Genomic DNA, 24270 nt, shown 5'->3' with positions numbered 1-24270 from the left:
GCACTCGCGCAACCCGCGAGCTTCCCCGCGTCATTGGGAGCCAAACCGTGGCGCTTGCTGCCCCGCTTCGTGCGGGGCTCTTTTTTCTCTTCTCCTCACGACCCGACGACCATCGCAAAACGCGCCGTTTCCTGCGTGCGGCATCCGGCCGCCTAGCCGATCCGCCGGCGATGGACGAACGAAGCGGCCACGGCGCTCATGGCCGCCAGCGCATACCAGGTCAGGGCATAGACGAGATGGGTATTGCGGAAAGCGACGACCGTGAGGCCGCCGACCGGCAGGCCGCCCGGATTGGGGGTTGCGTCCGCATCGATGAAATAGGGGGCAACATCGGCCAGCCCCTTCGCGGCGGCTATGGCCGCGACGTCGCGGGAGAACCAGCGATCGTTTGCCGGATCGTTGGAGCGCAGGAACGCGCCGCCCGGTTCGCTGATGCGCAGGAGGCCGATGATCCCGACAGGGCCAGCGGCAAGCTCACTCGCCACCCGCGCTGCGGGATCGCGCCTGTCGGCGGGCACGAAACCACGGTTGATGAGAACGGCCGTATCGTCGGCAAGGATGAGCGGGGTCAGCACCCAGAAGCCCGCCCCGCGCTCCGTCACGGCCTGCACCAGCACCGTCTTTTCGTGCCGGAAGAGCCCGGTCACGCTGACACGGCGGTACTCGTCCCGTTCCGCGCTCACGGTACTCCACTCGGCGCGGGATGGCGCGGGCACGGCGTCGGCATGGATGCGCGCGTCCACGCGCTCGATGAGGTCGAGCTTCCAGAACAGCCGCTGCACCTGCCACGTACCGAGCGCCAGAAAGATGGCGGCGAGTATCAGCAGGAAGCCCGTCAGCGCCCGCCGGGCGCGCGGGGACGGTCCTGTCCCGTTCGGAGCCGGCTGGTGATCGACATTCATCAAAACGTGTTCCGCCTCACGGCATGTTCTTCATCATCTCATGGGTCATCGGCATCATATTCACATTGAGGTGATGCATGACCCAGAGGGAACCTGCAAGCGCGATGCCGACGATGACGAGGGTGAAAATCAGCGCCATCAGCGTCCAGCCGCCTTCCGAACGCGGATTCATGTGCAGGAAATAGACCATATGCACGACGATCTGCACGACGCCGATCCCCATGACCAGCACCGCGGTCAGCAGCTTGCTGTCCAGCACGCCGCCCATGACCAGCCAGAAGGGAACGGCCGTCAGGATGACCGACAGGATGAAGCCGATCATATAGCTCTTGAACGTACCATGCCCGGCGCCGTGCCCGTGGCTGTGCGCATGATGGGTTTCAGAAGCGCTTTCGTGGGTGGGATGCGTGCTCATCCGACAACTCCCAGGAGATAGACGAAGGAGAAGACGCCGATCCAGATGACGTCGAGGAAGTGCCAGAACATCGACAGGCACATCAGACGGCGACGGTTTTCCGGGATCAGGCCGCGCTTGTGCACCTGCACCATCAGCGTGATCAGCCAGATGATGCCGAAGGTGACGTGCAGACCGTGCGTGCCGACCAGCGTGAAGAAGGACGACAGGAATGCCGAACGGGTCGGACCGGCGCCTTCGAGGATCAGGTGATAGAACTCGTAGAGTTCCAGCCCGAGAAAGGCCGCGCCGAAGAGGCCGGTAATGGCGAGCCAGACCAGCGTCTCCATCTTGGCGCCGCGCTCCATCTGGAGCATGGCGAAGCCGTAGGTGATGGAGGACAGCAGCAGCATCGCCGTGTTGATGGCGACGAGCGAGAGGTCGAACAGGTCGGCCGGCGACGGTCCTGCCGCATAGTTGCGCCCGAGCACGCCATGCGTGGCGAACAGCATGGCGAAGATCAGGCAGTCGCTCATCAGGTAGAGCCAGAAACCCAGCATGGTGCTGTTTTCCGGGTGGTGGTCTTCCGTCAGGTAGAAGGTCGGCTTTTCGTCGGTCTGGACTTGGGTCGCGCTCATGGCTCAGGTCCGTTCTGCAAGCAGTTGCGTGCGGGCCTCTTCCGTCGCCGTCACGGTCTCGGCGGGGATGAAGTAGTCGCGGTCATAGTTGAAGGTATGGCCGATCGACACCGCGATGATGGCGATGAAGGAGACGGCCGCCAGCCACCAGATGTACCAGATCAGGGCGAAGGCCAGCACGACGCTGATGCCGGCCAGGATGACACCCGTGCCGGTGTTCTTCGGCATGTGGATCGGCTTGAAGCCGCCGAGCGGGCGCTCGTAGCCACGGTTCTTCATGTCGTACCAGCTGTCATGATCGTGCACGACCGGCGTGAAGGCGAAATTGTACTCCGGCGGCGGTGAGGAGGTCGACCATTCGAGGGTACGGCCGTCCCAGGCGTCGCCCGACGTCTCGCGCAGCTGGTCGCGCCTCAGGAAGCTGACGACGATCTGGATGATGAAGGAGGCAATGCCGATCGCAATCAGCACGGCGCCGAAGGCGGCGATGACGAACCAGATCTGCAAAGACGGATCCTCGAACTGGCTGACACGGCGGGTGACGCCCATGAGGCCGAGCACGTAGAGCGGCATGAAGGCGAAGAAGAAGCCAATCTGCCAGAACCAGAAGCTCATCTTGCCCCAGAAGGGATCGAGCTTGTAGCCGAAGGCCTTCGGCCACCAGTAGACGAGACCCGCCATCAGGCCGAACAGGACGCCGCCGATGATGACATTGTGGAAGTGGGCGATGAGGAACAGCGAGTTGTGCAGCACGAAATCGGCCGGCGGGATGGCCAGCATCACGCCCGTCATGCCGCCGATGACGAAGGTGATCATGAAGCCGATGGTCCACAGCATCGGCAGCTCGTAGCGGATGCGGCCGCGATACATGGTGAAGAGCCAGTTGAACATCTTCGCCCCCGTCGGGATCGAGATGATCATGGTGGTGATGCCGAAGAAGGCGTTGACCGAGGCGCCCGAGCCCATCGTGAAGAAGTGGTGCAGCCACACCAGGTAGGACAGGATCATGATGACGCAGGTCGCGTAGACCATGGAGGCATAGCCGAAGAGACGTTTGCCGCAGAAGGTCGCCACCACCTCGGAGAAGATGCCGAATGCCGGCAGGACGAGGATATAGACCTCCGGATGGCCCCAGATCCAGATGAGGTTGATATACATCATCGGATTGCCGCCGAGGTCGTTCGTGAAGAAATTCGTGTCGACATAGCGGTCGAGCGACAGCAGCGCGAGCGTGGCGGTGAGGATCGGGAAGGTCGCGACGATCAGGATGTTGGTGCAGAGCGACGTCCAGGTGAAGATCGGCATCTTCATGAAGGTCATGCCCGGCGCGCGCATCTTGACGATGGTGGCAATGAGGTTGATGCCCGACAGCGTGGTGCCGACGCCCGCCACCTGCAGGCCCCATATGTAATAATCGACGCCGACGCCCGGACTGTAGTCCGCGCCGGAGAGCGGCGGATAGGCGAGCCATCCGGTGCGCGCGAATTCCCCGACGAAGAGCGACATCATGATGATGATCGCGCCCGCCGTCGTCATCCAGAAGGAGAAGTTGTTGAGGAAGGGGAAGGAAACGTCGCGCGCGCCGATCTGCAGCGGCACCACGTAATTCATGAAACCGGTGACGAAGGGCATCGCCACGAAGAAGATCATGATCACGCCATGGGCGGTGAAGATCTGATCGTAGTGATGCGGGTTGAGATAGCCCTCGTTGCCGTTGAAGGCGATCGCCTGCTGGATACGCATCATGATCGCATCGGCAAAGCCGCGCAGCAGCATGATGATCGCCAGGATGATGTACATGATGCCGATCTTCTTGTGATCGACGCTGGTGAACCATTCGTGCCAGAGATAGCCCCAGAGCTTGAACTTCGTGATCAGGGCGAGGACCGCGAGGCCGCCCAGCGCCACGGCCGCGAAGGTCACGACGAGAATCGGCTCGTGATAGGGGATCGCTTCGAAGGTAAGCCGTCCGAAGATGAATTGCGTGAGGCTGATGTCGCCGAACATGGGATCGTCCAATATCGTTTCGAATGCGGGCCCTGAGGCTCATGAGGGCACTGGACGCCTGCCGGAGCCGGCGAGCGTCGGGAAGCCCATTACATCTCGTGCATGTCGTGGTTCATCTTGGCCGGCTCTTCCGGCCGCTCCTCGATGCCTTCGGCCGGTTCCTCGCTGCGCGCGGGATTGCCGGTTTCCGGGAAAGTGGCGGCGGGCGCCTCCTCCTCGGCGTGGCGGTTGTCGTGCTGGAGCCGGGCCTTGTTGTCGTGGCTTTCGACGCCCGCGCCGCCCATCATGTCGATATGCATCATCTCCTTCATGCACATCTGCCCTTCCCGCACACACATGTTGAGAACCGCCTCGTAGAGCCCGTCCGCGACAGTGGCGTAGTAGCGCACCGGCTCCTTCACGCTCGGCTTTTCGAGCTTCAGGTAGGCGTCGCGGTTGAGCGCCGTGCCGTTCTGCTTCACGCGGGCGACCCACTGGTCGAAGCCGGCCTGGTCCACGCCGTGGAACTTGAAGCGCATGTGGGAGAAGCCGTCGCCGCTGTAGTTGGACGACAGGCCTTCATATTCGCCGGGCTTGTTGATCACGGCGTGCAGCTTCGTTTCCATGCCCGGCATCGTGTAGATCATGCCGGCAAGTGCGGGAACGTAGAAGGAATTCATCACCGAGGAGGCGGTGAGCTTGAAATTGATCGGCACGTCGACGGGCGCGGCCATCTCGTTGACCGTCGCAATGCCGTAGTCCGGGTAGAAGAACAGCCATTTCCAGTCGAGCGCCACGACCTCGACGGTGATCGGTCTGGTTTCTGCCGAAACGGGCCGCGCGGCATCGATCCGGTCGAGCGGACGGTAGGGGTCGAGCTTGTGGGTGCTGACCCAGGTGATCGCGCCGAGCGCGATGATGATGGCGAGCGGCGCCGACCAGATGATGACTTCGAGGCCCGTGGAATGATGCCACTCCGGGTCGTATTTGGCCGCCGTGTTCGACTGGCGGTATCGCCAGGCGAAGAACAGTGTCAGGAAGATCACCGGCACGATGATGATCAGCATCAGGACCGTCGAGATGACGATCAGGTCTCTCTGCTGCGCCGCAATATCGCCAGACGGAGACATGACGACCATATTGCAGCCAGAGAGGGTGGCGAGCATCAGGGCCAGAATTGTGGAGCGTCGGGCTAAACTGAATTGCTTCGGCATTTCGGCCTCAACTTGCGTTCTGTCTAGTCGGCAATAATCGGGCACTGTGGCACGTGGAATGAGGTCCATCGTCGCAGCGCAGCAATCTGTCGCACATGGCAAGCCATGAAACGCTTTCTGTCCATGCGTGTTTGTATTAGCGCAACAGAAATGCATGTTGTCAATTTTCGTGCCATTGTCGAAGTGACCTGCCTGTCCTTGATATCTGGCGCGGTTTGATCAACATTCTAGTGACATGACGCAAATCCCTGTGGAGGAGTTCATGACTACGGCCACCAACCCGACATCGTCCGGCCTGGAGCGCGACGCCCGCCGCATGCACGAGGACGACAAGCCGCTCTCCCCGGGCAGCGTCGCCATCGGCGTGGTGATCGGCCGTACATCGGAATTCTTCGACTTCTTCGTCTACGGCCTCGGCTCCATCCTCGTCTTCCCGAAGCTGATCTTCCCCTTTGCGGGAAGCGCGGTGTCCGCGACGCTGATGTCCTTCGCGCTGTTTCCGCTGGCCTTCCTCGCGCGCCCGGTCGGCTCCTTCGTCTTCATGTGGATCGATCGCAACTACGGGCGTGGCACCAAGCTGACGGTAGCGCTGGTCATCCTCGGCGGCTCGACCGCATCGATCGCCTTCCTGCCGGGCTATGACACGATCGGCTACTGGGCGGTGGCGTTGCTCGCGCTCTTCCGGCTCGGCCAGGGGTTTGCGCTGGGCGGGGCCTGGGACGGGCTTGCCTCGCTGCTGAACCTCAGCGCGCCGCCGAACCGCCGCGGCTGGTACGCCATGATCCCGCAGCTCGGCGCACCGATCGGCTTTGCGCTTGCAAGCGTGCTCTTCGGCTATTTCGTCACCAGCCTTTCGGAGGCTGACTTCCTCGCCTGGGGCTGGCGCTATCCCTTCTTCGTCGCCTTCGCAATCAACGTCGTGGCGCTCTTCGCGCGCCTTCGTATCGTCGCCAGCAAGGAATTCGGCGCGGCCATGGAAGCGCAGGAACTGGAAGCCCGCCCGGTCTTCGAAATGCTGAGCAAGCATGCGATGGACGTCGTGCTCGGCGCGTTCGTGCCGCTGGCGAGCTTCGCCATGTTCCACCTCGTCACCATCTTCCCCTTGAGCTGGATCATGCTCTACGGCGGCCAGTCGGTGGCAGAATTCCTCTGGGTGCAGGTGGCAGGCGCGGCCGTCGGCGCGGTCGCCATCGTGCTTTCCGGCGTCATCGCCGATCGGATCGGCCGGCGCAACCAGCTGATGATCGGCGCGATCCTGATCGCGATCTTCTCCTTCTCGGCCCCCTTCCTGCTCGATTCCGGCGGCAAGGGGCAGGATGCCTATATCCTGATCGGGTTCTTCGTCCTCGGCCTTACCTTCGGCCAGTCTTCCGGCGCCGTCTCCTCACGCTTCACCAAATACTATCGCTATACCGGCGCGGCGCTGACGTCGGACCTCGCCTGGCTCGTCGGTGCTGGTTTTGCACCGCTCGTCGCGCTCGGCCTTGCCTCCAGCTTCGGCATCATCTTCATCGGCGGCTACCTGATCTCCGGTGCGATCTGCACCATTGCCGCTCTCAGCCTGACGCGGGCGCTCGACCAGCACTAGGGATCGTGCCGCGCTGTTGGAGACATAGCGAGGGCGGCGGTTGATGCCGGCCGAACGGTGCACCATACTCATCGAATCCTCGACGCCGCGCGGCTGGAATCGCCCGCCGCGCCCGCATCCCGCGCCGCCATGAACTGAAAGCACACATATGGACGTCAAGACCAACGGCAACGTTTCCTTCTGGTATGCCGATATCGGCGGCATTCCGAAGAAGCGTCCAGCCCTTCCCGGCGACCGCAACACCGATGTCTGCATCATCGGCGCCGGCTATACGGGCCTGTGGACCGCCTACTACCTCAAAAAGGCCGATCCGAGCCTCGACATCATCATCGTCGAGCGTGAATTCGCCGGTTTCGGCGCTTCCGGGCGCAATGGCGGCTGGCTGTCCGGCGGTTTCGGCTGGTCGCGGGAAAAATATCTCAAGACCTCCACGCGCGGCGCGGTCGTCGACATGCAGCGCGCCATGGCAGGCACGGTGGACGAGGTGATCCGCGTAAGCGAGGCCGAGGGCATCGACGCCGACATCCTGCGCGCCGACAACATCACCGTCGCCACCAACCAGCCGCAGCTCGACCGCGCCCGCGAGGAATACCAGTTCTATCTCGACTGGCAGATGCCGGCAGACCAGATCGAGATGCTGTCGGCGGCGGAGGCCGCAAAACGCATCCGCATCGCCGATGTCCAGGGAGCCTTCGTCATCCGCGACATGGCGCGCGTGCAGCCCGCAAAACTGGTGCGCGGCCTTGCGAAAGTGGTCGAAAGCCTTGGCGTTTCGATCTTCGAGAGCACATCCGTCACGACCTTCGAGAAGGGCCGCGTGACGACGGATCGCGGCACCGTGCGCGCGCCCTTCATCATCCGTGCCACGGAAGGTTTTTCCGCCGGCCTGCCGGGTGAGGAACGCACATGGCTGCCGCTCAACAGCGCGCAGATCGTTACCGAGCCAGTGCCGGATGCTCTGTGGAAGGAGATCGGCTGGGAGGGCCATGAACTGCTCGGCGACGCAGCGCACGCCTATTGCTACGCCCAACGCACCCGCGAAGGCCGCATCACCATGGGCGGGCGCGGTGTTCCCTATCGCTTCGGCTCGAAGACCGATGTCAACGGCCAGACCCAGCAGGCGACCATCGACGCCCTGCACAACATCCTGACGCGCCTGCTGCCGCAAACAAAGTCGCTCAAGATCGACCATGCATGGTGCGGCGTGCTCGGCGTGCCGCGCGACTGGTGCACCACCGCCGGCTTCGACCGCGCGACCGGCATCGGCTGGGCGGGCGGCTATGTCGGCCTGGGCGTCTCCAGTTCCAATCTCGCCGGGCGAACGCTGGCGGACCTCGTGCTGAACCGCGAGACGGAACTGACGCGGCTTCCCTGGGTCAACCGCACGGTGCGCAAATGGGAGCCTGAGCCGTTCCGCTGGCTCGGCGTGCATTCGATGTACCAGCTCTACCGCATCGCCGACGAACGCGAATTCGCCGGCTTGTCGCAAACCTCCAAACTCGCGGCCATTGCCGACAGCATCACCGGCCACTGAGCCGGGTCCGAGAAATCCGGACGGAAGACACTTACAGGTTCAGGCAAGCTCACCCCTGTATCGAGCAAGCTGCCGTACCGTAATTTGCGTGATCTTCCGCTTGTTTTCCCAGGACTTTGCCAATGACGTCGATCGTTTCCTCGCTTAGCCCCAGCCAGATCAGGCAGCTCTCGACGACGGCGATCCAGAGCTTGACGACCGACGACGTGGCGGCGCTTTCCTCCAGCCAGATCGGCGCCTTCTCGTCCCGGCAGATCGCCGCGCTGGACGTGGAGGACATCGAAATCCTCAGCGCCGGCCAGATCAGCGCCATTGCGCAGGGCGCCGTCATCGGCCTGTCGCTCGACCAGATCGGCGCGCTCAACAAATACAACGAAGGCCAGATCGAAAGCCTCACCGCCGCGCAGATCGCCGCCATGAGCGCGAGCCAGATCGGCGGGCTGACGCCCGAACAGACAGAGGCGCTGACGGCATCGCAGGTCAAGGTCATGAGCGCGGCGCAGCTTGCGGCGCTCAGCGTGGCAGACCTCCAGACCTTCTCGCTCGAGGACATGGCCGCGATCAGCTACAAGGCCGTGCAGGGTATCAGCAACGCGGCGCTCGCGGGGCTTTCCGACGGCCAGATCGGCGCGCTCAGCCCGCTGACCGTCGCCGGCCTCACTCAGTCACAGGCCGGGGGCCTGACGCCCGATCAGATCAGGGCTCTGACGCCCGAACAGGTCGCGCTCCTGAAGCCCGCGCAAATCGCGGCCTTGAGCGAAGCCGCCGTCACCGCCCTTTCCGAAGAGCAGATCGCCGCGCTCAGCACCAGCGCCATCACCGGCCTTGCACCCTGGCAAGTCAGCGCGCTGGGCACCTCGCAAATAGAGGCCCTGACGCCCTCGCAGGTAAAGGCCCTTTCGGCCCAGCAACTCGCCGCCATGAGCCCCGCGGCCTTCGCCACCTTCTCGCCCGAGGATATTGCCGCGATCTCCAGGAAGGCGCTCTCCGGCCTCAGCACCGAGGCCATCGCCGATCTCACGACGGAACAGGTCGCCGCGCTCAGCGTCCAGACCATCCAGGGCCTGACAGCCGCCCAGATCGCCGCCTTCACCCCGGAGCAGACCGCGGCCCTGAAGCCGGCGCAGATGGCCGCCATGAGCGCAACACAGCTCGCTGCGTTCAGCGCCGATGATATCGTGGAATTGTCCGACGAAGCCGTGGCCGCCATATCCGTCAAGGCCATCAAGGGATTGAGCGCGGCGGCAATTACCGCGCTCACCGCGGGACAGATTCAGGCGTTGACGCCCAACCAGATGGCCTCCCTTGACGCCCGGCAGGTCGCCGCCCTCCACCCGGACAATATCGAGTGGTTGTCCACCAGCCAGATCGCCGCCCTCAACAGCAACGCGGTTCGCGGACTGACAGCCGCGCAGATCGGCGCCATGAGCCACGAGCAGATCGCCGCCTTCTCGCCAACGCAGATAAAGGGCTTCACCGCCCAGCAAATCGGAGCCCTCGACAGCGACGGCATCGCGGCCTTCTCCACCGCCGATATCGCCGCGCTTTCGGCAAATGCCATTTCGGGCCTCAGCCCCGACGCCATTTCCGGCCTCACCCCGGCTCAGATCGCAGCACTCAGCGTCAAGGCCATCGCCGGGCTGACGCCGCAGCAGATTGCCATGCTGGACGAAGACCAGGTCGAGGCGCTCGTCCCCGTGCAAATCAGGGCGCTTTCGGCCGCGCAGATCGGCGCCTTCAAACCCTCGACGCTCGCGACCTTCTCCAGCTCCGACATCGCCGCGATCCAGAACAAGGCCCTGCCCGGCCTTGGCGCCGATGCGCTCGCCGCCTTGACGACTGGGCAAATCATGGCCCTGACCACGGGCCAGATCAGCGCGCTCAAGCCCACGCAGATCTCCGCACTCGATACAGAACAGGTCGAGGCCCTGACACCGGCGCAGGTGAAGGCCCTCAATGCGGCCCAGCTTGCCGCCCTGTCTCCTGATGCGCTCGCGACGTTCTCGACGGCCGATCTCGCCGCGCTGAACAACCGGGCTGTTACCGGCATCGGCTCTGCCGCGCTCGCGGAACTTTCGCCCGACCAGATCGGCGCCATCAGCCCCGCCGCGCTCGCAGGCTTCACGGCTGCCCAGATTCGCGCGATGAGCGCATTGCAGATCGATGCCCTGTCGCCCGCACAAATGGCAGCGCTGACGTCGTCTCACCTTGCGGCGATGGACCCTGCAATACTCGCGGAACTTTCGCCGGAACTCCTGGGCGCCATCAGCGGCAAGGCTATTGCCGGCCTGCCGACCTCAGCCATTGCCGCTCTCTCGCCCGAGCAGATCGCCGCGCTCAGCCCGAGCGTCATTGCCGGCCTCTCCACCGTTCAGATCGGCGTGTTGGGCACCGCGCAGATCGAAGCGCTCACACCGGAGCAGATCCGTGGAATGAGCGCCAAACAGCTGACGGCGGTCGGGCCGGAGGGTATCGCGACCTTTTCCACCGAGGACATGGCGGCGATCAGCGCAAAGGCCATTCCTGGTATTGGCAACGCGACGCTCGCCGAGCTTTCCGCCGAGCAGATCGCGGCTCTGACGACCGCGCAGATCGGCGGCATGAAACCGTCGCAGATCGCCAGTCTCGACGCGGACTTCCTCGCCTCGCTGACCACCGGACAGATTGCCGCCATCGCGACGAATGTCATTGCGAGCCTGACACCCGACCAGATCGAGGCGCTGACCACGGCGCAGATCGAGGCCCTGTCGCCGCTGCAGGTCAAATCCCTGACATCCGCCCAGCTCGGCGCACTTAGCGCCGCGGACCTGGCAACCTTCTCCACCGACGACATTGCGGCGATCACCAGCAAGGCCATCGGGGGCCTGACCGGTGAGGCGATCAAGGGGCTCTCCGCCACGCAGACCGCCGCGCTCAACCGCACGACGCTTGCCAGCATGACCGCCGATCAGATCGATGCGCTGTCCACCGCCCAGATCGCGGCCCTTTCTCCCGCGCAGGTCGGCGCCTTCACCTCGTCGCAGGTCGCAGCGCTGACGCCGGAGGACATCCAGGCCCTTTCGACTGCGCAGATTGCGGCCCTTTCCACCCGCGCCGTCTCCGGTTTCGCACCCGATACCTTCGCCTCGCTGACTTCCGAGCAGATCGGGGCGATCAGCACAGGCAGCTTCACCGGCCTTACAGCAGACCAGATCGAGGCGCTGAGTTCGCTCCAGGTAAGCCAGCTTTCCACGGCACAGCTCAAGGCGTTGACCGCCGCGCAGGCCGCCGGGCTCGACAATGACATCAAGGCGCTCTCCTCCGAGCAGATTGCCAGCCTCAGCCCGGCCGCCGTCGCCGGACTGCGTGCCGACCAGATCGGCGCGCTCAGTGCCAGCCAGATCGCCGCCCTCACGACGGCCCAGGTCGGCGCGCTTTCCTCCGGGCAGGTGGCAGCGCTCTCCTCCAGCGACGTCGCCGCGCTTTCGACCGCCCAGATTGCAGCGCTCAACGCTTCCGGCATTGCCGGTCTGACCTCAAGCCAGATCGCCGCCCTCAGCCTGGAACAGATCGGCGCGCTCGGAACAAAGCAGATGTCGGCGCTCACCTCGTCGCAGATCCCGGCCTTCGGCACGGACAAGATCGCGGCGCTGACGACCGCGCAGATCGCCGCGCTCAATTCGGGCAGCATTGCGGGCTTCACATCGCAGCAGCTCTCCGTGCTCAGCACCAGCCAGGCCGAAGCCCTGACCAGCGCCCAGGTCGGCTCGCTCAGCTCCGAACAGATCGCCGAATTCGGCACCGAGGACATCGCAACCTTCTCCACGAAGGACATTTCGATGATCACCTCCGGCGCCATCCGGGGCCTGTCGGCGGCAATGATCGCCTCGCTCTCCACCGTGCAGATCGCGGCCTTCAGCGCCGCAGCTATCGGCGCGATGACCACCCAGCAGATCGCAGCGCTCTCCACAGCCCAGGCCGAGGCGCTCACCAAAACCCAGATCGCCGCGTTGAACTCGACGCAGATCGCCGCCTTCGGGCCGGATGAAATCGCGACCTTTACCCCCCAGGAAATCGGCGCCATCACATCGAGCGCAATGCCGGGCCTGTCGACCGATGCGATCGCAGTCCTTTCGACGGCGCAGATCGCGGGGCTCAGCGCCACCGGCATTCCGGGCCTGACCACCAGACAGATCTCCGCGCTCAACGCTACACAGGCCGAAGCGCTGACGACGAGCCAGATCGGGGCATTCAGCGCCGTCCAGCTTGGAGCCTTCTCCAGCGACGAAATCGCCACCTTCACCACCCGCGAGATCGCGGCCATCGGTGCAGACGCCATCACCGGCCTGTCCGCGGAAACGATCGCTTCACTCTCCACGTCCCACATCGCCGCACTAAGCACCGCCGCCATAGGCGGGCTTGAGCCAAAGCAGATCGCTGCCCTCACCAGCGAACAGCTCGATTCGCTGACCCCGGCGCAGGTCCGCGCGCTCGACGCCCGGCAGATCGCCACGCTCGGTCCGGAATATATCGCAACGCTCTCACCGGAGCAGATAGCCGCCCTCAGCACCGCCGCCATCGCCGGCCTTTCGACCGAACAGGTCGCCGCCTTCACGACCGCGCAAGCCGAGGCACTGACCCCGCAGCAGGTCGCCGCCCTCACTGCACGACAGCTCGGTGCGCTGGACATGGACAAGCTCGGCACCTTCTCCGTCGCCGACATGGCGGCCATCAGTTCGAGTGCGATGTCCGGCCTTTCGACAGCCATGCTCGCCTCGCTGACGACGAGCCAGATCGCCGCCCTCGGGCCGGCCGGCCTCTCCGGCATGACGAGCGAGCAGGTCGCCGCCCTTTCGAGCGCCCAGGTCGCGGCGCTGACCACGGCGCAGGTCGCCGCTCTCGGTTCGAAACAGGTCGCCGCCCTCGGTACGGACGATATCGCCGCGCTCTCACCGGCACAGATCGCCGCCTTCGGCTCTGCCGGCATCGCCGGCCTGACGACGGCACAGATCGGCGCGCTGACAGAGGCCCAGGCCGAGGCGCTGACGGGTGAGCAAATTGCAGCACTGAACTCGACGCAGGTCTCCGCGCTGAGCACCGCGAATCTCGACACCTTCACGACCGCCGAGATCGGAGCGATCAGCTCGCGCGCCATCGCCGGCCTTCCCACGGCGATGATCGCCGCGCTCAGCACGGCTCAGGTATCGGCAATCAACACGGCGGGCCTGACGAGCGCCCAGATCGCCGCCCTCAGCAGCGATCAGCTTGACGCCCTGACGAGCCTGCAGATGGCCGCGTTCGGGTCCGCCCAGATCGCCGCCTTCAGCACCGATGACATCGCTGCCTTTTCGCCCGAGCAGATCGCGGCGCTCAGCACCGCCGGCATCGCCGCCCTCAGTACCGAGCAGATAAACGCCCTCAGCACGGCCCAGGCGGAAGCCCTGACAAGCACGCAGGTCGGTGCGCTGAACTCGCGGCAGATCGCAGCGCTCGGCACCGACGATCTCGCACTGTTTTCGGCCAGTGACATCGCCGCCATCGGCTCGCGGGCGATCGCCGGGCTTTCCACGGGCATGATCGCCTCGCTCACCACGGCGCAGATCACGGCGCTCAGCACGGCCGGCGCCTCCGGCCTGTCGAGCGAGCAGATCATGGCGCTCAATGCCGATCAGGTCGAGGCGCTGTCCGCCGCCCAGATCGGCGCCTTCACCTCGCGGCAGATCGCGGCCTTCGATGCCAGCGACATCGCCCTGTTCACCACGGCGGAAATCTCCGCCATCAGCGCGGCGGCGATCGGCGGCCTTTCGTCCAGCATCCTCGCCGGCTTTACCCCGGAACAGATCGAGGCTCTCAGCCCGGCCGGCATCGGCGGGATGACCACGGGCCAGATCGCGGCGCTCAACCCAAGCCAGGTTGCGGCCCTTTCCTCCGCGCAGATCAATGCCCTCACCTCCAAGCAGGTGACAGCCCTTGCCGTCGAGGACATCGCAGCCCTGACGCCCGGCCAGGTCGCAGCGCTGAGCGTGGGCGGTATCGCCGGCCTTACCGGCATGCACGCCGCGAGCCTCACCTTCGAGCAGGCCGAAGCGCTCTCCACCAGCCAGATCGCGGCGCTTACCGCCGCTGCGCTCGGCGGCTTCTCCAGCGAGGCCCTCGACACCTTCTCGACGGAAAAGCTTGCGGCAATCGGCTCAAGCGCCATCAAGGGCCTGCCGCCGGGCTATCTCGCGACGCTCTCTGAAGCGGAGATCGCCGCACTCAGCACCGAGGCCATCTCTGGCCTCAGCAGCGCACAGGTCGCCGCACTGTCGACAGACCAGGTCGAAGCCTTCTCGCTCGCCCAGATCGGCGCGTTGAGCATGCCCGGCACCGCCGGCCTGACCCCCGGGCAAATGCAGACGATCTCCACCGAAGAGCTTGCCGCCATGAGCCCTTCGGCCATCAAGGGCCTGTCGGCCGCAATCATCGGCGCAATGTCGTCGGACAGCATTGCCGCACTGACGAGCGGCCAGATCGCCGCCCTCACCTACGGCCAGATGAACGCCATGAGCGCATCGCAGGTCGGCGCGCTGTCGACCGATCAGGTGGGCGCGCTGACGGCGACGCAGGCGGCCGCCCTTGGCGCCGACGATCTCGGCACCTTCTCCGTGGAGCACATTCTCGCACTCGGCTCGAACGCCATCGCGGGGCTGAGCACGGCCGCGCTTGCCGGCCTCACCAACGAGCAGGCGAACGCATTCACGCCCGGCCAGCTTGCCGCGATGACTTCGGCACAGATCGATGCATTGCCACGCGGCCCCGGGCCTGCGGCAAGGGGCTTCGAGACTTCCGGCACGAACGCGGCAACGACGCAAGCGACCGAAGACAGCGGTGCGGCGCCGGACATGTCGCAGGCGGCCAGCGATCCCCAGTCCGAGATCGCGGCGATCATCTCGTCCTATCTCGATATCTGAACGGAGGCGGACCCGATCTGCGGGTCCGCGCTCGGCGAAGGCCAACCTTCTGCCAACATGGCGGGCGGAGCGACCACGACCCGCCCGTCCGGTGCATAGGCCGAGGCCGTCTCAAGGCGGTCGCGGCCATTTGCCTTCGCCCGATAAAGCGCGTTGTCGGCCCGGCGGAGCACGTCGTCATAGACCGCATCCTCCGTCTCGGCAAAAGCCAGTCCTGCCGAGATGGTGAGCTCGATCCTCCTGCCGTTCACCGAAAAATCACTGTTCCCGATTGCCACCCGCATGCGCTCGGCAATCGAAAGCACGTCAGCCTTGGCAAGATCACGGAAGAGCACGACGAATTCCTCGCCGCCCGTACGCGCGATCATGTCCGTCGGGCGCAGCTCCCCGCGCAGCCGGTTCGCGACATGGACGAGCGCCCGGTCGCCGACATCATGGCCATGGCTATCGTTGATGACCTTGAACTTGTCGACATCGAAAACCGCGACCGCAAAATCGCCGGCCTTCGCCCTGGCCTCGTGGAAGGCATCGATGGCGATTTCCGCGAGGCTGCGCCGGTTCGGCAGGCCCGTCAGGTAATCGGTAGACGCCGCGCGTTCCAATCCGCGCCTCAGGCGATCCGAGCACATCAGCAGGAAAGCCGTCGTTCCCATCACCGGCAGCATGGTCAGGAAAAGCGCAGAGAAAACGTTCAGCCAGTTCCCGCCCGCCTCGACGGCAAAGCTCTCCGGCAGATTTCGAGACAGATAGAACACGCCCCTCGCGGCGGAATAGAGAGCGATACCAATGAACATCGCCGCCAGAATGGACCGAGCCAGCGAGGCATGCCCCCTCGATTTGTCGAGGAGATCTCTCAGGCACATCAGCATCACGCAGATCCAGGCGACGGACACGGCGGCCATGCGGATATGAAAATTCGGGTCGACGGTGGAGAACCAGATCACCGCGCCCGTCGCCACGACGGCGGGCGCAAAGTGCCAGGGCGCGACCTTCAAGCCGAGAAACTGGCGGATCGACACATAGTAGGCCGTCAGCCCGAAGGCGAAGCCAGCATTGGCGATCGACAGCACGAGCGGCCGGGGTAGCGGCCCGCCAAAGGCAAAAACGACACATCCAAGCGCAACGAGCAGCGTACCAAGACACCAATGGCTGGCGGAAGACCGGAGGCTTGCCGGAAGCTCGCGGCCGATGATCGCGAGAATCGCGCCATTGGCCAGCACCATCACCGATGCGGTTGTGAGTATGGTTTTCGCATCCATCGCGAACACGCTCCTCCAGATCCGGAGATTTTCGACAGCCCCGCAGACGACACGGCCATCGGACATGAACAGCGGCACCAAGGCGCCGCACTTGCCCGATACCATAGCCGCGAGACTCCTAAATGCATGTTGCGAGATGAGGCCAACAGATCGTTAAGATGGTCATGTGCCTCGTCCTCCTGCCAGAAAGGAGGGGACGGATGCCGTCATCGGAGACAGCCGGTCACGCTTCGAACGATTTGAGGATGGGGCATGGCCCCTTCTTGCCGACGGCACATTCCGAAACGAGCGTCTGCAGCGACGACCTTGCCCGTTGCAGCTCTTCCATGCGGGCGTCGAGCTCGGCAAGCCGCTTCGTCGCCATTTCCCTCACCGCCGCGCGGTCCTCGCCGGAATCGAGCGCCAGCAGCTGGCGGATTTCCTCGAGCGTGAAGCCCGCCGTCTGCGCCTGCCGGATGAAACGCAGGCGCGAGACGTCCGCTTCGCCGTAGTGCCGGGTCCCATCGATCCGCTTCGGTGTCGCAAGCAGGCCGCGGCGCTGGTAGAAACGCACGGTCTCGACGCCGACATTGGCGGCGGCCGCAAATTTTCCAATCGTCAGCTCTTGAGGGTGTTGACTCCGTACCATGGTACGGAACCTATAGTCCTTCCAACAGTTTCACAAGACAGGAGACGTGAGAGATGTTGGACAAGGTACAAGACGCCGGCCGCAAGGCCATTCTCTACCGCATGGTGATGCCGGGCCACACCTGCCCCTATGGCCTGAAGGCAAAGGATCTGCTGCAGCGTTCGGGCTACGAGGTCGATGACCGCCACCTGACGACGCGCGAGGAAACCGACGCCTTCAAGGCCGAGCACGACGTCGCCACCACCCCACAGTCCTTCATCGACGGCAAGCGCATCGGCGGTTACGACGACCTGCGCCGCCATCTCGGCAAACCCGTCGCGGACCCGAAGGCGACCACCTACCGCCCGGTCATCGTGCTCTTCACGCTGACGGCGCTGATGGCGATGGCCGCGAGCTTCGCAGTCAGCGGCTCGCCCTTCACGCTACGGGCTGCCGAATGGTTCATCGCCTTCTCGATGGTGGTGCTCGCCCTCCTGAAGCTGCAGAACGTCGAAGGCTTCGCGACGATGTTCCTCAACTACGACCTGCTCGCCAAGCGCTGGGTGCCCTACAGCTATATCTACCCCTATGCGGAAGGTCTTGCGGGGGTGCTGATGGTGGCCGGTGCGCTCAACTGGCTGTCCATCCCGGTCGCGCTCTTCATCGGCACCATCGGCGCCGCATCGGTGTTCAAGGCGGTCTATATCGACAAGCGCGAGCTGAAATGCGCCTGCGTCGGCGGTTCGAGCAACGTTCCGCTCGGCTTCATCTCGCTGACGGAGAACCTGATGATGATCGCCATGGCGATCTGGATGGCCGCCGCATCGCTCGGCTATGTCGGCGCCCACACGATGTAGCAGCGGCATGCACGGCGCCCTGAGCGCCGTGCATCTGCCTTGAGGTCAGCCCTCGAAAACCACCAGCGTGTCGCCGGCCTGAAGATAGTCGCCTTCCTTGACGCGAAGGCGCAGGCGACCGGCTTTCGACGCAAGAACCTGCGTTTCCATCTTCATTGCCTCCATGACGGCCACCAGCTCGCCTTCGGCGACATCGGCGCCATCGACAATCTTGAAGGACTGCAACGTGCCCGAAACCGGAGCGGCAATGCCGTCCTCGACAAGTTTGCCGCTGGCGCCGCCAGCCGATGCCGAGCCCTGGCCCGCCGCCCCAAGCCCGGCAAGAAGCAGGCTGGGCAAGGCGAGCGAGACGCGCTTGCCGTCGATTTCCAGATGGGTGCGGATCAGCGACGGATCGGCCACCGCCTCCGGCCGCGCCATGGCGTCCGGCATGGCAGCGAAATCGGTCTCGATCCAGCGGGTATGCACCTTGAAGCCGTCCGTTCCGATGAAGTCCTCGGTGTCGATGGCCGCACTGTGGAACGGCAGGACCGTCGCTACACCCTCGATGCGGAATTCCTTCAGGGCCCGGCGCGCACGGCGCAGGGCTTCCTCGCGGGTCGCACCGGTGACGATGAGCTTGGCCATCAGCGAATCGAAGACGCCCGGAATGCTGGACCCGCTGACGACGCCGCTATCGACGCGCACGCCGGGGCCGGAGGGCGGATCGAAGGCCGTGATCGTGCCCGGCGTCGGCAGGAAGCCGCGGCCCGGGTCTTCCGCATTGATGCGGAATTCGATGGAATGGCCACGCGGTTCCGGCGTTTCGAGAACGCGGAGCGGCAGGCCCTCGGCGATGCGGAACTGCTCGATGACGAGGTCGATGCCGGTCGTCTCTTCCGTGACGGGATGTTCCACCTGAAGACGGGTGTTCACCTCGAGGAAGGAGATCGTGCCGTCGACGCCGAGCAGGAATTCCACGGTTCCCGCGCCGCAATAGCCGGCAGCGGCGCAGATCGCCTTGGCGGCGGCATGGATCCTTTCGCGCTGTTCCGGTGTCAGGAAGGGTGCCGGAGCCTCCTCGATGAGTTTTTGGTTGCGGCGCTGCGCCGAGCAATCGCGGGTGCCAAGCACCAGCACGTTGCCGTGCCTGTCTGCAATGACCTGCGCCTCGATGTGGCGAGGGCGATCGAGGAACCGTTCGAGGAAGCATTCACCGCGGCCGAAGGCGACGGTCGCCTCGCGAACGGCGGATTCGTAGAGATCGGCGATCTCCTCCATCTTCCACGCAACCTTGATGCCGCGCCCGCCACCGCCATGCGCCGCCTTGATGGCGACCGGCAGGCCATGCTGCTCAGCAAAGGCGATCACCTCGGCCGCCGACGAGACAGGGCCGTCGCTACCGGCAACGAGCGGCGCGCCAACGCTTTGCGCGAGCCGGCGCGCCTCTACCTTGTCGCCAAGCGCCTCGATCACATGCGGGTCGGGACCGATCCAGATGAGGCCCGCATCCTGTACCGCCTTGGCAAATTCGGCGCGTTCCGAAAGGAAGCCGTAGCCGGGATGCACCGCGTCGGCGCCCGAGCGCCTGGCGATCGCAATCAGCTTTTCGATATCGAGATAGGTTTCCGCCGGGCGCACGCCGCCAAGCCCGTAGGCCTCGTCGGCAAGGCGCACGAACAGCGCGTCCGCATCCGGATCGGCATAGACGGCAACCGACTGGAGACCATGGTCGCGGCAGGCGCGCACGATGCGCACGGCGATTTCGCCACGATTGGCGATCAGGATTTTCTTCATGCTATTCCTCCTATCGGGTCGCAGCGATTTCGGCGAAGGGGCCGATCGGGCGGAAACGGATCTTTGCATTGATGGGAATCTGGCCGGCGAGATCCAGATGATACTCGGCGACAGCGCCGATGACGGGATAGCCGCCGGTCAGCGGATGGTCGGCGAGGAAGAGCACCGGCTGGCCGCTATGCGGCACCTGGATCGCGCCGGTGGCCGTGCCTTCGCTCGGCAGTTCCGCACTGTCCTTGCGCTCCAGCGGCACGTCGCCTGCAAGGCGGATGCCGACACGGCTCGACTGAGGCGTCACCTGCCAGAGCTGGGCCGTCAGCGTCTCGAGCCCCTTCTGCGTGAACCAGTCCGTGCGCGGGCCGAGCACCACATCGAGCGTCACGACGTCGCCCGCCGCCGGCAGGTCGAAGGCGGGGGCCTCGTCGATGGAAACGCTGGCGAGCTCGTCCTTGCTGCCGTTCAGCGCCAGCACGGTTCCCGCAGTCACGGGCTCGGGGCCGACCACGGCCAGCGTGTCGGTTGCCGCACTGCCGAGAACCGGCGCGACCTCGAAGCCACCGCGAACCGTGAGATAGGAGCGCATGCCGCTTTTCGGATGACCGATGGTCACGACGTCGCCGGGCTCCAGCGCGATCGGCTGGTAGGTCAAAAATTCGCGACTGCGCCCGGCACAGTCAAGAACCGTCACGGGACAGGACGCGCCTGCAAGGCCGATGACCGCGCGGACATTGCTCTCGAAGGAAAAGCCGCCGAGGGTGATTTCGAGGGCCGGCCTGTTGGCCGGATTGCCGACAATGCGGTTGGCGGCATTGAAGGCGCCGCGATCAAGCGCACCGGAGGCCGAAACCCCCTGCCCCGTCTGGCCGAAGCGGCCGAGATCCTGAAACACGGCGGGCATGGGCGCTGCAAGCACCTTGAACCGGGGCGCATCCGGCGATGCCGCCTGTTCCACGCGCGCGGCAGGCTGGGGTATACTGATCGTCCTACCGGACGTCGCCATGTCGAAGAAGCGCACGCGGTAGCCGGGCTGGAACAGCGCGCCGGGATCGCGATCGATATCCCACATCTTGACCGGCGTCGTGCCGATGATCTGCCAGCCGCCGGGGCTAGCCTGCGGGTAGACGCCGCTGAACGCACCGGCAAGCGCCACGGAGCCCGCCGGAATGCGGGTGCGCGGGCTCTTGCGGCGCGGCACATGCAGGGCCGTATCGCCACCGACGAGATAACCGAAGCCGGGCGCAAAACCGCAGAAGGCCACGGTGAATTCGCTTTCCGCGTGGCGGCGGATGACCTCTTCCACACTGAGGCCCGTCAGCTCCGCGACATCGCCAAGATCTTCGCCGTCGTAGCGCACCGGGATTTCCACCAGATGCTCGGACGGCGCGATCTTCGCCGAAAGGTCGCGGGTGGCGATGCGGGCGGCCAGTTCCGTCGAAGAAACCTTTTCCGGGCGGAAGCGGATCATCAGCGTGCGCGCAGCCGGCACCATTTCCTCGACGCCGTCGATGGTGTCCGCCTGCAGCGAGGCGAAAAGGGCAAGCGTCTCGTCGAGATCGGCGAGCTCGACGAGAACAGTGGTCAGGCTGACGGGAAGAAAGCGCATCATGCCCTCATGCGTGATAGGCGGAATCGGGAATATCGGTGATGAACATATGGCCCGGCGCATGGGTGATGGCAAAGGGAACGCCGGACGCCATCACAGCGGCCTGGGGGGTGACGCCGCAAGCCCAGAACACCGGCACTTCACCCGGCTCGATGCGAACGGGATCGCCAAATTCAGGCCGCGAAAGGTCGGCAATGCCGATTTCTTCAGGCGCCCCGACATGCACGGGCGCCCCATGCACGGCCGGGAAGCGGCCGGAAATGGTTGCGGCATCGGCGACGCGCGAGGCCGGAACGGGGCGCATGGACACGACCATATTGCCCTTCAGCCGCCCGGCGGGACGGCAAGCCCGGTTCGTCAGATACATCGGCACATTGGTCTTGTCCGTCATGTGACGGATTTCGATACCCGCCTCCACCATCGGTGTTTCGAAGGTGAAGGAACAGCCGATCAGGAAGGCGACGAGATCGTCACGCTCGGCCCAGGCCGCGGTCGCATCCGCGGTTTCCTCGACCAGCTTGCCGTCACGCCAGATGCGGTAGAGCGGCAGGTCCGTGCGCAGGTCCGCGCCGGGCGCCAGCAGCGTGGTCGGCGAGCCCGGATCGGAAACGTCGAGCACCGGGCAGGGTTTTGGATTGCGCTGCGCATAGAGCAGGAAGTCGAAGGCCCAGTCGCGCGGCAGCACGATCATGTTGGCCTGCGTGAAACCGGGCGCGACGCCCGAGGTCGGCTCGACGCGGCCGCCGCGATAGACGGCCCGCGCCTCGCGCGCCGCCGTTGCGTCGGTGTGGTCGAGATAGGCGGTAGGGATGGTCATGGCCGCACCTCAGGCTTTTTCGGCAAAGGAGCGGATGGCGATGCCTTCCGCCTCGAAACGGCGGCGGATTTCCTGCGCGATGGCGACTGCGCCGGGGCTGTCGCCATGCACGCAGATCGACTGCGCCTCGACGCGGATCGTGCTGCCGTCTATGGCTTCCAGCGTGCCCTCACGGGCAAGCTGGACCATACGGTCGGCAATCTTCGCCTCGTCGTGCAGCACGGCACCGGGCTCGCGGCGCGAGACAAGCTCGCCCTTCGGCGTATAGGCGCGGTCGGCAAAGGCTTCCGCAACGACGGCAAGGCCGGAGCGGCGCGCAAGATCGAGGATCGGCGCATTGGCAAGCCCCATCAGGATCAGCGACGGATCGACGGCCTTGATGCCATCGATCACCGCCTGGCCCTGCCTGGCGTCGAAGGCGATGCGATTGTAGAGCGCGCCGTGCGGCTTGACGTAGCGGACGGTCGTGCCGGCGGCTGCCGCCACGCCCTTGATCGCGCCGATCTGGTAGATCACGTCGGCGATCAGTTCTTCGGAAGTCGCGTCGAGATCACGCCGGCCGAAGCCGACGCGATCCGGGTAGGAGACATGAGCGCCAATGATGACGCCGTTCCCGGCCGCCGCTTTCACGGTGCGGTAGATGCCGGCCGGATCGCCCGCATGGAAACCGCAGGCGATGTTGGCGGAGGAGACGACGGCGAGCATCGCCGTATCGTCGCCCATGCGCCAGGCGCCGTAGCTTTCGCCGAGATCGCTGTTGAGATCGATCGCTACCATGATCCGTCCTCCCCTCTTAGAGACCCAGCAGGCCGAAGATCGTGCCGGCCGACTTGTAGCCCATATACCATGTCAGGGCGCAAACCAGGATGCCAAGGAGCAGCAGCCAGCGCGGATAGCGATAGCCACCCATCAGGTCTTCACGCTTCCAGGCGGCGAAGAGGAAAATGCTGAGACCGATCGGCAGGATGAGGCCGTTGAGACCGCCGACGAAGACCAGCATGGCGGCCGGCGGCGTCGTCATCAGCAGGTAGCAGACCAGCGAGATGGCGATGAAGACCACCGTCGCCATGTTGCGGGCATGTTCACTGACGTCCTGCTTGAAGACGGTGATGAAGGAGATCGAGGTATAGGCCGCGCCGATGACGCTGGTGATTGCAGCCGCCCAGAAGATGATGCCGAAGAGACGCAGACCAACGTCACCCGCAGCGGCCTGGAAGGCCTGTGCGGCCGGGTTTGCCGCCTGGCTCGCCGTGTCGATGACGACGCCGCTTGCAACGACGCCGAGGATGGCGAGGAAGAGGACGTAGCGCATCAGGCCGGTCACGGCGATGCCGGTCAACGCGGCGCGGTTGACCGCCGGCAGGTTCTCGACGCCGACCATGCCGCGGTCGAGCAGGCGATGGGCGCCGGAATAGGTGATGTAGCCGCCGACCGTGCCACCGACGATGGTCGTGATGGTGGCGAAATCGATCGTGTCGGGCAGGACGGTCTGGAAGAGCGCATCGCCGACCGGGGGACCGGAGACGAAGGCGACATAGAGCGTCAGCACGATCATCAGGATACCGGCAAAGACGATGAAGCGGTCGACGGCCAGGCCGGCGCGCTTCGACAGGAAGATGCCGATGGAGAAGATTGCGCTGATGGCGCCGCCGATCTTCGGATCGAGACCGAAGACGGCGTTGAGGCCAAGGCCCGTGCCGCCGATATTGCCGATGTTGAAGAACAGGCCGCCCACGATGACGAGGATGGCAAGCAGATAGCCGGAACCGGGAATGGCGGCATTGGCGATATCGGAGGCGCGCATGCGCGTCAGCGTGACGATACGCCAGATGTTGAGCTGCACGACGAAGTCGATGAGGATCGAGGCGAGGATGCCGAAGGCGAAGGCCGCGCCGAGCTTCGTGGTGAAGGTCGCCGTCTGCGTGATGAAGCCAGGACCGATGGCACTGGTCGCCATCAGGAAGATCGCGGCGATCAGCGCCGAACGACGCGATTTAACGGTGTGCAGGCCTTGTGCGACGACACCCGCAGCAGCAGGCGTTGCTGTGTTCTGTTCCATGAGATTTCTCCGGTCTCATCCACCCGCCCCTCGCGAGTTCTGAATGACTAAATGATGACTTGCCACACAAAAATGTCAATATTGTTCAACAATATTTTGATATC

General features: G+C 64.8%; 16 protein-coding genes. 4 read left to right on the top strand and 12 right to left on the bottom strand.

What is annotated here, in order from left to right:
• Window positions 1-152 precede the first annotated feature (152 nt).
• The 5 genes from WA950_RS10265 to cyoA form a co-directional block, all read right to left on the bottom strand.
• Window positions 153-902, bottom strand: a complete 750-nt coding sequence (locus WA950_RS10265; RefSeq protein WP_424551613.1) for an SURF1 family protein — start codon at window positions 900-902, stop codon at window positions 153-155.
• A gap of 16 nt (window positions 903-918) precedes the next feature.
• Window positions 919-1317, bottom strand: a complete 399-nt coding sequence (cyoD, locus tag WA950_RS10260; RefSeq protein ID WP_424551612.1) for a cytochrome o ubiquinol oxidase subunit IV — start codon at window positions 1315-1317, stop codon at window positions 919-921.
• Entirely contained in the window at window positions 1314-1934 is a 621-nt protein-coding gene (gene cyoC / locus WA950_RS10255; protein ID WP_424551611.1) for a cytochrome o ubiquinol oxidase subunit III, read from the bottom strand. The genes cyoD and cyoC overlap by 4 nt, the downstream gene beginning before the upstream one ends.
• Window positions 1935-1937: 3 nt before the next feature.
• A complete protein-coding gene (cyoB, locus tag WA950_RS10250; protein ID WP_424551610.1) occupies window positions 1938-3941 on the bottom strand; it encodes a cytochrome o ubiquinol oxidase subunit I in 2004 nt (667 codons plus the stop codon).
• Between the two features lie 89 nt (window positions 3942-4030).
• On the bottom strand, window positions 4031-5134 hold the full coding sequence (gene cyoA / locus WA950_RS10245) for a ubiquinol oxidase subunit II (RefSeq protein ID WP_424551609.1): 1104 nt from the start codon (window positions 5132-5134) through the stop codon (window positions 4031-4033).
• A gap of 262 nt (window positions 5135-5396) precedes the next feature.
• On the opposite strand from cyoA, the gene WA950_RS10240 reads away from it, so the two are divergent.
• The 3 genes from WA950_RS10240 to WA950_RS10230 all read left to right on the top strand — a co-directional run bounded on the left by WA950_RS10240 (window position 5397) and on the right by WA950_RS10230 (window position 15188).
• A complete protein-coding gene (locus tag WA950_RS10240) occupies window positions 5397-6722 on the top strand; it encodes an MFS transporter (RefSeq protein ID WP_424551608.1) in 1326 nt (441 codons plus the stop codon).
• A 148-nt stretch (window positions 6723-6870) separates the two neighbouring features.
• A complete protein-coding gene (locus WA950_RS10235; protein WP_424551607.1) occupies window positions 6871-8256 on the top strand; it encodes an NAD(P)/FAD-dependent oxidoreductase in 1386 nt (461 codons plus the stop codon).
• A 122-nt stretch (window positions 8257-8378) separates the two neighbouring features.
• Complete coding sequence (locus WA950_RS10230) at window positions 8379-15188, top strand: beta strand repeat-containing protein (RefSeq protein ID WP_424551606.1); 6810 nt, start codon at window positions 8379-8381, stop codon at window positions 15186-15188.
• Here the strand turns inward: WA950_RS10230 and WA950_RS10225 are convergent.
• Window positions 15173-16447 carry a GGDEF domain-containing protein gene (locus WA950_RS10225; protein WP_424551605.1) on the bottom strand — a complete coding sequence of 425 codons (1275 nt, stop codon included), beginning with the start codon at window positions 16445-16447 and terminating at the stop codon, window positions 15173-15175. The genes WA950_RS10230 and WA950_RS10225 overlap by 16 nt on opposite strands.
• A 223-nt stretch (window positions 16448-16670) precedes the next feature.
• Window positions 16671-17075: a MerR family transcriptional regulator gene (locus tag WA950_RS10220; RefSeq protein WP_424551604.1), complete on the bottom strand. Its 405-nt coding sequence runs from the start codon at window positions 17073-17075 to the stop codon at window positions 16671-16673.
• A 53-nt stretch (window positions 17076-17128) separates the two neighbouring features.
• Between WA950_RS10220 and WA950_RS10215 the strand changes: the two genes are divergently transcribed.
• A complete protein-coding gene (locus WA950_RS10215; protein ID WP_424551603.1) occupies window positions 17129-17911 on the top strand; it encodes a MauE/DoxX family redox-associated membrane protein in 783 nt (260 codons plus the stop codon).
• Between the two features lie 45 nt (window positions 17912-17956).
• On the opposite strand, the gene WA950_RS10210 is transcribed toward WA950_RS10215, so the two are convergent.
• From WA950_RS10210 to WA950_RS10190, 5 genes are read right to left on the bottom strand one after another with little or no spacing between them, the layout of a single operon-like run.
• On the bottom strand, window positions 17957-19687 hold the full coding sequence (locus WA950_RS10210) for an acetyl/propionyl/methylcrotonyl-CoA carboxylase subunit alpha (protein WP_424551602.1): 1731 nt from the start codon (window positions 19685-19687) through the stop codon (window positions 17957-17959).
• A 10-nt stretch (window positions 19688-19697) separates the two neighbouring features.
• Window positions 19698-21290, bottom strand: coding sequence for a 5-oxoprolinase/urea amidolyase family protein (locus WA950_RS10205; RefSeq protein WP_424551601.1), 1593 nt, complete (start codon window positions 21288-21290; stop codon window positions 19698-19700).
• Window positions 21291-21297: 7 nt separating this feature from the next.
• On the bottom strand, window positions 21298-22107 hold the full coding sequence (locus tag WA950_RS10200; protein ID WP_424551600.1) for a putative hydro-lyase: 810 nt from the start codon (window positions 22105-22107) through the stop codon (window positions 21298-21300).
• A 9-nt stretch (window positions 22108-22116) separates the two neighbouring features.
• A complete protein-coding gene (locus WA950_RS10195; protein ID WP_424551599.1) occupies window positions 22117-22884 on the bottom strand; it encodes a LamB/YcsF family protein in 768 nt (255 codons plus the stop codon).
• Between the two features lie 16 nt (window positions 22885-22900).
• Window positions 22901-24166: an NRAMP family divalent metal transporter gene (locus WA950_RS10190; protein WP_424551598.1), complete on the bottom strand. Its 1266-nt coding sequence runs from the start codon at window positions 24164-24166 to the stop codon at window positions 22901-22903.
• Between the last annotated feature and the right edge of the window lie 104 nt (window positions 24167-24270).

Origin of the sequence: Shinella sp., assembly GCF_049651085.1 — a bacterium.
Lineage (GTDB): Bacteria > Pseudomonadota > Alphaproteobacteria > Rhizobiales > Rhizobiaceae > Shinella.
Note: the sequence above shows the minus strand (reverse complement) of the source record. Positions and strands in the feature narration are given on the sequence as shown.